This is a genomic window from Dysgonomonas sp. ZJ279, from assembly GCF_011039205.1.
In the GTDB taxonomy this organism is placed as follows: domain Bacteria; phylum Bacteroidota; class Bacteroidia; order Bacteroidales; family Dysgonomonadaceae; genus Dysgonomonas.
The window spans coordinates 59642-72338 of sequence record NZ_JAAKEL010000001.1; the positions used below are offsets into that span (position 1 = coordinate 59642).

Annotated in this window: 12 protein-coding genes; all 12 read right to left on the minus strand. The window is 38.4% G+C overall.

The window, feature by feature from the left end:
- Positions 1-9: 9 nt before the first annotated feature.
- Positions 10-759: an isoprenyl transferase gene (locus tag G7Y57_RS00340; RefSeq protein WP_165020187.1), complete on the minus strand. Its 750-nt coding sequence runs from the start codon at positions 757-759 to the stop codon at positions 10-12.
- Between the two features lie 21 nt (positions 760-780).
- Positions 781-1491 (minus strand): DUF6089 family protein, encoded by a 711-nt coding sequence (locus G7Y57_RS00345; RefSeq protein ID WP_165020188.1) that lies wholly within the window; start codon positions 1489-1491, stop codon positions 781-783.
- A gap of 72 nt (positions 1492-1563) precedes the next feature.
- Positions 1564-2910, minus strand: a complete 1347-nt coding sequence (locus tag G7Y57_RS00350) for a DUF6242 domain-containing protein (RefSeq protein ID WP_165020189.1) — start codon at positions 2908-2910, stop codon at positions 1564-1566.
- Between the two features lie 93 nt (positions 2911-3003).
- Complete coding sequence (gene ribD / locus G7Y57_RS00355; protein ID WP_165020190.1) at positions 3004-4053, minus strand: bifunctional diaminohydroxyphosphoribosylaminopyrimidine deaminase/5-amino-6-(5-phosphoribosylamino)uracil reductase RibD; 1050 nt, start codon at positions 4051-4053, stop codon at positions 3004-3006.
- 74 nt (positions 4054-4127) lie between these two features.
- Positions 4128-4505, minus strand: coding sequence for a RidA family protein (locus G7Y57_RS00360; protein WP_165020191.1), 378 nt, complete (start codon positions 4503-4505; stop codon positions 4128-4130).
- A gap of 44 nt (positions 4506-4549) precedes the next feature.
- Positions 4550-5290 (minus strand): 23S rRNA (guanosine(2251)-2'-O)-methyltransferase RlmB, encoded by a 741-nt coding sequence (rlmB, locus tag G7Y57_RS00365; RefSeq protein ID WP_165020192.1) that lies wholly within the window; start codon positions 5288-5290, stop codon positions 4550-4552.
- Positions 5287-6981: an amino acid permease gene (locus tag G7Y57_RS00370; protein ID WP_165020193.1), complete on the minus strand. Its 1695-nt coding sequence runs from the start codon at positions 6979-6981 to the stop codon at positions 5287-5289. The genes rlmB and G7Y57_RS00370 overlap by 4 nt, the downstream gene beginning before the upstream one ends.
- A gap of 6 nt (positions 6982-6987) precedes the next feature.
- A complete protein-coding gene (locus G7Y57_RS00375; protein ID WP_165020194.1) occupies positions 6988-7923 on the minus strand; it encodes a GNAT family N-acetyltransferase in 936 nt (311 codons plus the stop codon).
- Positions 7913-8788, minus strand: coding sequence for a sugar 3,4-ketoisomerase (locus G7Y57_RS00380; protein ID WP_165020195.1), 876 nt, complete (start codon positions 8786-8788; stop codon positions 7913-7915). Before G7Y57_RS00380 ends, G7Y57_RS00375 begins: the two co-directional genes overlap by 11 nt.
- Positions 8789-8799: 11 nt before the next feature.
- Complete coding sequence (locus G7Y57_RS00385) at positions 8800-10089, minus strand: murein hydrolase activator EnvC family protein (RefSeq protein WP_165020196.1); 1290 nt, start codon at positions 10087-10089, stop codon at positions 8800-8802.
- A gap of 2 nt (positions 10090-10091) precedes the next feature.
- A complete protein-coding gene (locus tag G7Y57_RS00390) occupies positions 10092-10934 on the minus strand; it encodes a DUF4292 domain-containing protein (RefSeq protein ID WP_165020197.1) in 843 nt (280 codons plus the stop codon).
- Positions 10934-12685: a tetratricopeptide repeat protein gene (locus G7Y57_RS00395; RefSeq protein WP_165020198.1), complete on the minus strand. Its 1752-nt coding sequence runs from the start codon at positions 12683-12685 to the stop codon at positions 10934-10936. Before G7Y57_RS00395 ends, G7Y57_RS00390 begins: the two co-directional genes overlap by 1 nt.
- Positions 12686-12697: the final 12 nt, after the last annotated feature.

Consider the following 12697-nt stretch of genomic DNA (forward strand, 5'->3'; position numbering starts at 1 on the left):
TTAAATTTTTTATTGTTCATTCAGAACTTGCTCGCTGGTTTTACCAAATCGCCTTTCACGGTTCTGATAATCGACAATAGACTGATACAGGGAGTCTTCGTTGAAGTCTGGCCAAAGCTGGTCTGTGAAATATAGTTCCGAATAAGCTATTTGCCATAATAGGAAATTACTTATCCGTTTTTCGCCTCCAGTTCGAATCAGTATATCCGGGTCAGGTATGTCTTTCGTAGTCAGGTATTCGTCAATTAACTCCTCTTTTATATCCTCTTCTTTTATCTTGCCGGCTTTTATATCTGATACAATGTTTTTCATAGCTCTTGTTATTTCCCACTTCGAGGAATAGCTTAATGCTAATACGGCAGTCAGTTTTGTACAATGAGAGGTGTCTTCCATACATTGCTCTAAAGCTTTTCTTGTATCTTCAGGCAAACGATCGAGGTCACCAATAGTCTTTATTCTGACATCATTCTTTATTAGATCGGGAGTCTCTCTTACGACAGCTTGTATCATAAGCGACATCAGTGCCTTTACTTCTTCCTCTGGTCGATGCCAGTTTTCAGTCGAAAAAGTATAAAGGGTCAGATAGGGCACACCTACCTTGGTAGCTGCCTCTATGATCCGTCTAACAGCCGATACGCCTTCTTTATGACCCATTACTCGGTCTAGACCTTGCTGTTTAGCCCAGCGTCCATTGCCATCCATTATAATGGCGATGTGTTGTGGAAGTTTATTTTTATTTATTAGATCTAAAACGGACATTCGCCTTAATTTTAGGTTTTATTAATCAATATTGAGACATGGACATACTCTTGCTCCAAAATTCCAAGTTACACTTATCATAGTAAGAGAGTACCAGTCTTTATTTTTAAATACATTACTTTTAATTCCATATGGATCATCAAGATTGAACTTGTCGCTATCTTTATCTGTTACATCAAAAGAGTCACTGAATAGTTTTCGGAATGAAAACTCAAATCCAATATTCAACCGTTCTTTCCATTTATATTTTACGCCAACACCCACTGGTATATTTGCATCAAAAAAAGTTTTTTCCCCCGATCCGTATGTAAATCCTATTCCGGTAAATACGTAGGGACTTATTCGTTTTGTTCCCAGATATTCGAACTTATCACTATAATTAAAGAAATTAAATTCGATCTGGCTTCCCAGCTCATAAAACATTCGGCTAAAACTAGCTTGCTGCCCAAAAGGAAATGCATTTCCAGAATCTCTTGTGTCACCTGAAACGCGTCCTATAACAAAATTATTCTTGATAGACCAGCGTAAGTCTTTATTGTATCTGAATACAATGCCGGCTGCCAATCCCGGATTCTGAAACAGTCTTGTCTTGTTGGCGTCACCCATATAAAATGAGGTACCAGCCATTCCCCCAATCTCATATTTATAATCATCTTGCGCCTTTAGAGCTGTGAATGAGAATAGAGAATAGATGACAAATAAAAGTATGCTTATTTTTATTTCTTTTTTCATCTATGATCTATTGTACAATATCTTCTTTAACGCAGAAAATGAGACTAAAAGTATATAGTAAGTAAACTTTAATTACACTTTCGGATTAAGTCTGTTCAATCTTCCTTTGTATACCTTTATAGGACCATTTGCTACTCCACCGAATATCCAAATGTTATTTTCACTGTCAATAATAACTGACTGTCCGGATGTCTTAGGCATGCCAGGGTCTAAAGCTTGTTTAGCCGGGGCTTTAACCCATTTAAAACCTGCACTGGATGATATGTAAAACTGATTCCCGGTCAGTGCATAAAGCTTATTATCATAAATGAAACTCGCAATCCCGGAAGTTGCTTCAAATATATTATTTTGTTGGGCTTGTCCGACTTCTAATCCATCATCTCCCTGTTTAATTTGCCACGATAAATTTGTCTTGTTATTGCTGAAGTTATTTCCTCCGGTAATAATTAGCATTTTGTCATTTCCATAATTTGTTGCTGAACTGAATCCATTTGATGGAAAACTTGCGTTGACTTTATTCGAAGAAGCACCGACTATGTTCGTTACAGTTTCAAATGACTTCATATCTGTAGTTGTCGCATAGTAATAATCAGCTCCGCTTTTTACAACTACTAAGAGTGTATTTGTAGCATCAGGGAGTATTCCTAGTACACTGTGTACATTAGTGCCACTGAGCGCATTCCATTTAGAGCCATTTGTTGATGAGAAAGTCTGTCCGGCATTATTTATTGCATAAAACTGATCGTTAAATAAAGTCAGGCTTTCAAGATTGATTCCCGAAGGAGGTGTTGCAAGCGTTTTTGACGACCATGTTTCTGTCGTTTTATCAAATGTGTTCAGTGATAAATTTGAACCTGAAACCGAGTAGCAATAAAAGATGTTCCCTTTCAGAAGTGTCTTTTGATTATTCGTATTGATAGCCAAAGAAGGTAAAGTAGTCTTCCATGGAATAGTGTCAGGATCAATTTGATGTATTCTCAGTTCAATCTTGTAATCTCTAGGTGTTCCGTTTTCAGCAAAAATCCTGTATCCGGCGAGTATCGAATAGTCAATGGAATCAGTAGAATTCCAAGTGGCAGTCGAGTCCCCTTTAAAAAGTAAAGTGGTTCCGGCAGGTGTTGAAAAAGGAGAGAGCTTAAGGGTTGTAGCGAATTTCTTAAGCGTTGTTTGGAATGGAAGAGAATCCGGATTATATATTCTCTGTCCTGCTTGGTCTATAACAAATTTAGTTTCTGCTAATACGGCATAATTAATAGTATCGGCAGATGAACGCGCAATACAACTAAGTGATAGTCCGTATATTTGTCCATCCGAAGATGCCGTTCCATATGACGTAGAATTTCCATCTTCTCCACAAGAGTAGAAATATATGGAAAGAACCAGAGCAAGAAGTAAATGTAAACTTTTCTTTAAATTCATTTGTTTAAACAGGTTTGTTTAATATCAATTTGCAAAAATAGAAAGAATTTCGGCTTATGCCTCAACAAATCTAATATTTATGCAATTTTATAACTAAGTAAGACTCAAATGTAATTGCTTGGATGATCCCCAATTCCATTCCTCAATCACTTTACCTTGGATGCTTGGAGCTTTTGTTCCTTTTCCAAAATTAATAGGCGATGTTTCGATGTATGCTTCATCCCACAATTGCTGGTCGATAAGGCTTTGCAGTAGTTGGTTGCCGCCTTCTACTAACACCGAATTTATATGGTGATCTCTAAGTATTTTAAATATTTGGGCAAACAGTGTTTCATCGAAAGTAATTTCTTTATAGAGTATGTTGTTTGCCGACTTGATCGTAGGTATTTTCTCTACAAATACAATTGTTTCCACCTTTCCGTCAAAAATCTGGTAATCAAGAGGAATACGAGTCTGTCTGTCTAGTATTATCCGAACCGGATTTTTTCCATACCAATAGCGGGTTGTCAGCGATGGATTATCATTCACTGCTGTATTTGTTCCAATCATTATGGCCGAAACTTCTGCTCTTTTTTTGTGCACAAGCATTCGTGTGAAATCATTGGAAATTGGAGTTGGTTCAGGTTTTTCGCCTTTTATACGCTCTTTATCAATAAATCCATCTTGGGTTTGTGCCCATTTCAGATAGATGTAAGGGCGTCTTTTAGTTTGAGCGGTAAAGAACTCTTTATTAAGCAAAAGTGCTTCTTTTTCCAATATCCCTGTGATAACATTAATGCCGGCGTCTTGCAACATTTTAATCCCCTTTCCTGCAACGGCATGGTAAGGGTCAAGGCACGCAACAACTGCATTAGGTATCTTGCTATCAATAATTAGTTGAGAGCAGGGAGGGGTCTTTCCATGATGCGAACATGGTTCGAGAGAGACATATATTGTCGACTCTTTGAGTAAAGACTTATCTCTGACACTATTAATAGCATTCACCTCAGCATGTGCTTTGCCATACTGACGATGGTATCCTTCTCCGATAATTTTATTGCCATGAACTATAACTGCACCAACCATTGGATTGGGGCTTACAAGACCCTTTCCGTTAGTTGCTAATTGTAAGCAGCGGTGCATATATTTTTCGTCGACAATCATATTTCTTTGAGTTACTAATTGGAGAAACGCAAATTTCAGATGGATATTTTATTCAAACTCTTTTTTATGAAAAATTAGCGTGCCGCTATTACTTCTATTTCTACGAGTGCACCTTTTGGTAGATCTTTTACCGCAAATGCCGAACGGGCAGGGAATGTGCCCTCAAACTGGCTTGCATACACATCATTCATCTCTCCGAAGTCCATAATGCTAGCTAGTAAAACAGTTGTTTTTACAACATTATCCATGGTTAATCCGGCTTCGGCAAGAATTGCTTTTATATTTTTAAAAGATTGAGCTGTTTGTTCTTTGATTCCTCCCGAAACGAATTCACCTGTTGCAGGATCAATAGGTATTTGTCCCGAAACGAAAAGCATTCCGTTTACTTCTATTGCTTGGCTATAAGGACCTATCGCCGCAGGGGCATTGGTTGTCGCTATTATTTTTTTCATATATGTGTTTATTGATTGTTTTTCTTTTGATATTTACTATTGTCTTAAAATCCTTTTCGTTGGCGAATAGCCTCATATATCAATACCCCTGCGGCTACCGATACATTTAATGAACTAATTGTTCCAAATTGAGGTATTTTTACCAGATTGTCTACTATTCGAAGGTTTTCGTTCGACACACCGGTATCTTCAGCTCCCATCACAATAGCAATAGGGCCTTTATAGTCAGCATTCGTGTAATTGTCAGCGGCACGCTCAGTAGCAGCAATTACTTTCACTCCGCTATTTTTAAGAAACTGTATAACTTCTGTCAAACTGTTTTCTTTACATACAGGAATCTTAAGCAGTGCTCCGGCAGATGTTTTGATTGCATCTGCATTTACTGTTACACTTCCACGCGAAGGGATAACGATTGCATCTACTCCTGCCACCTCGCATGTACGGGCAATAGCACCGAAGTTACGAACATCAGTAATGCCATCGAGTAGCATAATAAAAGGATCTTTCCCGTTTTCGTACAAAAACGGTATAATATCTTCTATCCTTTCGTAAGTAATAGCTGAAAGAAAAGCAATTACACCTTGGTGATTTTTGCGGGTAAATCGGTCTAAGCGTTCAGCGGGAACACGTTGTATAGATATATCTTTATCTTTCAGTGCAGCTAAAAGTTCTCTCGAAAGATCACCTTGCAGCTCACGGCGCATAATGATTTTGTCTATTTCTTTCCCTGCCTCTATGGCTTCTATTACGGCACGAATGCCAAAAATCATTTCTTTCTCTTTCATTCTATTATAGATTCTTTTTTTATTTCTTTTTCGAAACGCTTCTGCAAAGCTAACTTACTTTTTTTATATCCGTAGCAAAAATAGATAGTTAAACCTATTGCCAGCCATAATATAAACATTAGCCAGTTAGACCATCCCAACTCGGTCATCAAATATAAATTGGTGAGAATACCCAATATGGGTAATAATGAGAATTTATATTTAAAAGCGGCAACCGATAAACCTAGCCACACCAGCCAAAAGACAGATAGGAGGGGTTTGTTTATCATAATTGCACGATAGTCAGTCAAACTAAGGAACAAATATACGGCAACTGCGAATGATATGAAAATGATATACTTCCCATTTACATAAGGAACTTTAAATTTAGCATTTTTACTTAATCCTTTGTGGTCGAGAAACAGTACTCCCGAACAAACAAGGATAAATGCAAAAAACGTACCCACACTTGTCAGGTCGACAACGAACTGCATATCGAGGAACAGAGATGGAATACAAACGAGTATTCCTGCAATAAATGTAGCGAATGTAGGGGTTTTAAATTTTGGATGTATTTTGCTAAATCTAGGCCAAAGCAGTCCATCTCGGCTCATAGTCATCCATATACGCGGTTGCCCTATCTGAAAAACAAGTATTGCACTTGTTATGGCTATTATAGCAGTGGCAGAGATAACACCGGCTATAAAATTCATATCTACCTTTTGGAAGACATAAGCCAATGGATCATCTACCCCCAGTTCTTTAAAGTTGACCATCCCCGTAAGTACAAGTGCTATGGCAACATAAAGTATGGTACAAATACCTAAGCAATATAGCATGGCACGAGGCATATCTCGGCGTGGATTTTTACACTCTTCGGCTGTGGTCGAAATGGAATCGAAACCGATAAATGCAAAGAAAACTGCGGCGACGCCACCTAGCACACCCTGTATGCCATTGGGCGCAAATGGACTCCAATTTTCGGGCTTTACAAAAAATGCTCCTGCAATAATGACTAAGAGTATGATCCCTATTTTAAGAAAAACCAGAAGATTAGCGACTGTTTTCGATTCTTTAATTCCAATGTAAACCAGAGCAGTAAGTATTATAACAATTAATCCGGCTGGCAGATTGACTAATAGCTTTATTCCGAATAATTCCGGTGCATTCTGATAAACTTGTGCAGCTTTAATTACGTTAGATGGGAGGTCTGTTGCGCCCTCCATCACTGTCTTGTATGCATTGTATGCGGTGGTGTGCCCTATGGCAAGCCAGTCGGGCCAGTGAATGCCAAATCCTTCGAGCATAGTAGTGAAATATTCCGACCACGAAATAGCAATAACCATATTCGATACGGCATATTCTAAAATAAGTGCCCAGCCAATCACCCAAGCGAATACTTCACCGAGCGATACGTAAGTATATGTATATGCACTTCCGCTGACAGAGATCATAGAGGCAAATTGTGCGTAACACAATGCCGTGAAAATACATGCGATAGCAACAAATACGAATAGTAATGAAACGGCTGGCCCTCCATGAAATGAAGCTCTCCCGATTGTGCTGAAAATTCCGGCTCCTATTATGGCTGCAATACCGAATAGTGTGAGGTCTTTGACTCCTAAAATGCGTTTCATTCCTGAGCCTGATGAATCGCTTTCGGCAGTAATATCGTTAATGTTCTTTTTTCTAAGTAGTGAGTTTAACCCCATTTATAGTTACAATTCAATTGAATAAATGTCATATACGGTACCCCTTGCTCCGAAACCTTCTTTTTGGTAAATCAGGTTTTCGTTAAGATAAGCACCATTATTTTCGGTGGATATGCCGTAATCAAAATATGTTTTGTGCGGATATGCTACATTTATAATGTAGTCGATAAGTAAATCTATTGCCCCGCAGTCTTTTCCTTCTTCTGTACCTGCTGTATATTGTACATGGATGAGGTTTTTCATCTCGAAAATTACGCACCCCGCTATTATCTCATTTTTTGTATTCAATGCAGAGAAAAGATGTATTTCTTGAGGGAAGTTTGATTGTAAATAGCTTATTTCTTCTAAGGTATGCACGGGTTTTGTACAGTATTTTCCTTTTAAGTTATCACCCAATATCTTCCAAAAACTTCTCAAGTCGTTAGATAATCCAATTCTCAAGTTGTTTTTCTCGGCCTTCTTGAGACCTCGTTTACGAGAGTCGGAGTACTCGATCTTGTTAGATAAGAGGATTGTAGAAGATATATTTCGTTCAATCAAAACAGCATTGTTTCTGAATAGGGCATATAAATCTTCTTCGGCAGGAGACAGATGGTAGATATGAGGGATCGTTTTATATATAATCTTCTTTATCCCTTGCTGTCTAAGGGTTATAGTGATATGTTCAAAGATGGAAAGAGTATCCACTGTTGTTATCTTATCGCCCATTATCAGACCACCATAAGTAAGCCCTTGATGTGTGTAGAATATTTGTTCTTTCAGATGTCCTGCCATGACTGCAATCAGATTATTGTCAATATAGAACATGAATGAATGATCGTTGAACCGATCGGAATGATATTCCATGAAATCGCGGCAAAAGAGAAATGTCCCGTTTTTGGAGTTACGAATAAAATTATCCCACTCTGTTTTATATTCCGGCTTGTATAATTTAATCTCCATCTGTGCGGTATTTCTTAAATTCAGAATATGTATGGATATAATCTTTTTTATCGTATTTCTCAGATGCCAGAGCTATGCATATTGCTCCCGAAGAATATTCTTTTTCGGTAGCCCACACCCCCGGTGGGATATGTAGTCCATACATAGGGTGATTGAGCGTTACCACCTTTTTGTTTGTTCCATCGTCCAGTTCCACATTGAAACTACCGCTCGCTGCTATCAGTATCTCATGGCAATGCTTGTGTGCGTGCATTCCCCTTTTTTCGCCACTGGGTATATCGTAAATATAAAATACCCGTTCTATATCAAAAGGTATGTTATCGGAACTATGAACAGGGGTTATATTGCCTGCTCTATTCTTTATAACGGGAAATTCTATGAGAGAGCAGTCGAAAACAGTATTATATTGCGATCTTATATCTATGTCAGCCTTAATTTTGTCGATAGTGGCGCAATCGGTTTTATCCGAAATTGCCATCTTTTTGAATTCCCGATAATTCCTTATATAATCATCTTCATCATAAGGATCGGACGCTATAACTAAGCAAAGCGAATTTGTTGAAAAATTTTCGAGACTTCTCCACATCATATTCGGGACATAGAGTCCCATATAAGATCGGTTGAGTGTGTGAGCGCGTTTCTTCTTGCCGTCATCCAGCACAACATCGAAACTGCCGGCCAGAGCAATAATAAGCTCTTGTTGCTTCTTGAATGCATGACTACCACGGCGTTGTCCGCCGGGAACATCATATATCCAGTATGCTCGTGCTATATTGAACGGAACATGTTCTCGGGCTTCCACGAAGGAGAGATTCCCTCGGCGATCGATAATCTTAGGTAATTCGATGATCTGTTCACGTTTCATATCTCCCTGTTTTATCTTCTCAACCAAGGTTCAGGGTTCAGTTTAGTCGTACCCTGCCAAAGTTGGAAGTGAAGTTGAGATGTACCTGTGTCCGGATCGGTATATACCAGACCCAGAGATTGACCTGTTTTTACTTTATCACCTTGTTTTACAGACACATTCTGAATATTTCCGTAGAATGTATAGTAGTTTCCATGACGAATAATAATACAATTGTTGTATCCCGGGAAAGCAACCACACGAGAAACTTCGCCATCGAACACCGCTCTGGCTTGAGCTCCCGATTGAGATTGTACGTCTATACCGTTGCTCGAAGTCGTTACCTGCCATTGGCTGTGCTGATGCGTTCCGAATCGGTTGACGATAGAGTAATTTCCTGTTATAGGGAATGGTAATTTACCTTTATTGCCCGAGAACGTATTGGATAAAGTTACGTTTTCGGCGCTGACAGCCGGTGCAGTCGAAGTTGTAGACTTCGGTTTGCTTGTCGGGGTTTTGGTACTTCCCGCATTTTTTGCTCTTTCGCGTTCTTCGGCTTTTGCCTTTTCTTCAGCTATGCGTCTGGCTTGACGTTCCTGACGTGCAACCTCTTCGGCTATGAGTTTAGCTATCTGTTTGTCTAATGCCGCAGCTTGTTGCTTCTTTTGGGTTAATATTTTCTGCAATTCACCCTGCTTTTTCTTTGCCTCTCCAACTTCTTCCTGATAATTGGTTTCCTCTTTCTTTAGATTAGCTTGTTCAGTTTCTCGCTGACCAAGAAGCGCTAATTTTTCCGATTTGGTTTTTGCCAGAGCCTCTTTTCTCTCTTTCAATTGATCGCTCTTTTCTTTAATATCGTCAGCTTGTTTACTTCTCCATTCGGAGTAGTCTTTCAAATAACGGAAACGACGATAAGATTCGGTCAGAGATTTGCCCGAAAGTACAAAAAGCATTTTGTTTTCGTTTTGGCGATTGAGCAGCATGCCATCAATGGCTTTGGCATAGCTTTTTTGCTTATCCTTCAGTTCCGATTCCAGTATGGTTATTTCACGCTCTATTTGCTTTTGTTCATCGCTGATGCCGCCTATTTCTTGATTTAGCAGCCCAACAACTTGTTGTCGGGAAATAATTTGATTCGAAATCAGTTTAATACGGCTTAGTAAGGTCGTCGTGTTCTTCTTTGTGTCGCGCAGCAGTTTATCGGTATTCGATATGTCGCGCAAAGCTTGTTTCCTTTGCTCTTCCAATTCTTTAATTTTGGAATTTTGAGCGAAAGATGATATGCTGATTAGCAGGGCGAATAAAAGAAGAAATTTGCGCATTACTATTTTATGTATGAAGACATGAAGTCTATAAAACTAACTTTAGTATATTTTGACGGAATAGAATTGTCTATATTTAATTCTTTGTCTATGTCCAGTTTTGTATAGTTGATTCCTACATCGACTCTGTTTTTCGCAACATCTACCTTTGCTACCATCGAAGTCGGGTATATATTCTTTCCATCTGTTACGAAGTCGCTGTAAGACCATTGTAATGTGAATTTTTTAGCTTCATTGTAAACCAAGGTCGAAGCAATTCTATTCGATGCGTCTATTGCGAAATTGTAGAGTAAGTCGTTTTTGTCTTTTGTTTGCAACAGATGAACATCCGATGTTGTCGATAGATTAAATTTTTTGTAGTCACCTTTCGAGACTTCTTTTTTCCCGGGCACAAAGAGTTGATTGGTAAACAGCGCCTGTAAGTTCGAATAATTGAAATCGAGATTCTTAATCATTTCAGAATTAGCGAAACTTTCGGCAACATATTGTTTTTTCAGACGATCAATGATCAAGATGCTGTCGGGTGTAAAGCTTACGCGTATGGCTTCCATCCCAAACATAGGGCGCACGGATGCTTGAATAATACTGTCCTTAACTATCTTAAAAACGGTAGTCATTTTCTTTCCCGAATTCCCTTTTTTCAATTCGAGACTACCTTTCGTTGTTATCGTTTTATATTTCAGCTCCGACACCAAAACGTCGTTAATTACTTCGTTGTGAGATTTAGTTTCTAACTTTCCACCCGTGTTTACAGATGTTTGCTTCGATTTACAACCTGTAACAAAAATTAGTGCAGTTACAGTGATAACCAATGCTGCCGTTTGTTTTAACTTAGTTAATTTCATTATTCTGAAATAAAAGTTTTTGTTTCTATTTTCTTATCCAAAGTTTTGGATTTGCTATCACCTTTTTCTTTGGCTTTTATCCAATATTCCAGTGCTTTTTCGGGTTCATCCGTTTTGTAAAGCACATCGGCATAATGCTCCAGTACCTCTGCGCTTATTGGTTCTTTGCCATCTTCGCTATATTGTAATGCTTTTTCGATATATATTTTAGCCAGAGCGTAGGCTCCCTGCTCGAATAATATCCAGCCATACGTGTCGAGATAAGTAGGGTTTGTAGGCTCGGCTTTGATGGTGAGGCTACTCATTTTCTCAGCTTTATCCAGATCTTTTTTCGTTAATGAAAGATAGTAGCTGTAATTGTTTAATATACCAACATTAGACGGATTATATTGCAGTGCTTTTTCGTATGTTGCAAAAGCACTATCCTGTTTTCCTAAATTGTAGAAAAGATCGCCCATTTGCCCGTAAAAGTCAGACAAGAGGCCGACATTTTCAGGATCAACATATACAACTCCTTTTTGTAAAGCTGACAGCGCACCTTCGTATTCTTCTTTCATATATTTGGAGACTCCCAGATAGAAATAAAACTGAGGCTGATCAGGTATATATGATATCGCTTGTTCGCATACTTTTATAGCCAGATCGATACTGTCGGGGAAGGTTGTACTTAACATTTGCTCCCATCCCGTAGGATTTGTCGGCTCAGATTCAGCAAATACCTGATATTGAAAACGGGCATCATTTTTTCTGTCCTGTATCATTAGCAAGTTGCCGTACATCAGATTCAGTTTGGGCTCTTGTGGATGTTGAGTCATTAGAGTATCGAAAAGAGCATTGGCAACGTTTGTATCTTTTTTGTTCTGTTGAAGTGTCCCTACATATTGGGCTAATATTCCCAATTTTGTATCTATATCCATTTTGGGGCTTACAAGGGCTGTCTGTAATTCGCTTTCGGCAGCAGCTTTGTTGTCCGTTTGCTCGTAATATGTTGCCATCGACGAAATCAGATATGGATCTTCGGGATCTATCGCTTTAGCTTTGCTATATATCATAAAAGCTTCATGCGGTTTTCCTGATTGTAGATATAAGTCGCCTAGTAGTATTTGGTATCTGATTTCGGTGGGATATTTGTCTATATATTTCTGGATTTCAGAAAATGCTTTTTTCTCTTGCTTAAGCATCGAATATAACTGAAATTTCTGAATACTTATTTTTTCATTTAATCCGATAACCTGTTCAAGCTTGTCCAATGCTTCTATTGCTTTGGGTAGATCACCATCCAGGCGATAGGCTTCCGACAGATATATGTATAGCTCGTTGTTGTCAGAGTTTTTCAATATCAGTGCTTCGTATTTTTCGATAGCATCACTGTATTGCTTAAATTCGAAACAGAGATTTGCATAAGCCATATTATAGTAAAAATTATCACTGTCGTAAGTGATAGCTTTACGATAAAAATCCATGGCCTTGTTTTTTTTGTCCAGCGAATTGTAATAATCGCCCAGTTCGTACAATACGTTAGCATTTGTAGAATCTATTTCGATACAATATTTCAGGTAGTCGAATGTAGCAGCATATTTATTTAATGCTTTGGCATTCATAGCCTCATAGAAATAGTAGTCGAATTTACGCTGGTCGTCCAGCGATAGCTTTGTTTGCAGAGTTGTGTTTGCTTTGCTTTCTTGTGCAAAGATGTTCGAACATCCAATAATGAATGCAAAAAAGCAAAGAATGTATGTTTTTATATGCATATTTTGTATACG

Coding starts and splice junctions, on each gene's coding strand:
- rlmB (WP_165020192.1), bottom strand. CDS start 5,290: ATGAAAGAGAAAGAAATGATTTTTGGCATTCGTGCCGTAATAGAAGCC.
- G7Y57_RS00395 (WP_165020198.1), bottom strand. CDS start 12,685: ATGCATATAAAAACATACATTCTTTGCTTTTTTGCATTCATTATTGGA.
- G7Y57_RS00345 (WP_165020188.1), bottom strand. CDS start 1,491: ATGAAAAAAGAAATAAAAATAAGCATACTTTTATTTGTCATCTATTCT.
- G7Y57_RS00385 (WP_165020196.1), bottom strand. CDS start 10,089: ATGCGCAAATTTCTTCTTTTATTCGCCCTGCTAATCAGCATATCATCT.
- G7Y57_RS00350 (WP_165020189.1), bottom strand. CDS start 2,910: ATGAATTTAAAGAAAAGTTTACATTTACTTCTTGCTCTGGTTCTTTCC.
- G7Y57_RS00340 (WP_165020187.1), bottom strand. CDS start 759: ATGTCCGTTTTAGATCTAATAAATAAAAATAAACTTCCACAACACATC.
- ribD (WP_165020190.1), bottom strand. CDS start 4,053: ATGATTGTCGACGAAAAATATATGCACCGCTGCTTACAATTAGCAACT.
- G7Y57_RS00390 (WP_165020197.1), bottom strand. CDS start 10,934: ATGAAATTAACTAAGTTAAAACAAACGGCAGCATTGGTTATCACTGTA.
- G7Y57_RS00360 (WP_165020191.1), bottom strand. CDS start 4,505: ATGAAAAAAATAATAGCGACAACCAATGCCCCTGCGGCGATAGGTCCT.
- G7Y57_RS00370 (WP_165020193.1), bottom strand. CDS start 6,981: ATGGGGTTAAACTCACTACTTAGAAAAAAGAACATTAACGATATTACT.
- G7Y57_RS00380 (WP_165020195.1), bottom strand. CDS start 8,788: ATGAAACGTGAACAGATCATCGAATTACCTAAGATTATCGATCGCCGA.
- G7Y57_RS00375 (WP_165020194.1), bottom strand. CDS start 7,923: ATGGAGATTAAATTATACAAGCCGGAATATAAAACAGAGTGGGATAAT.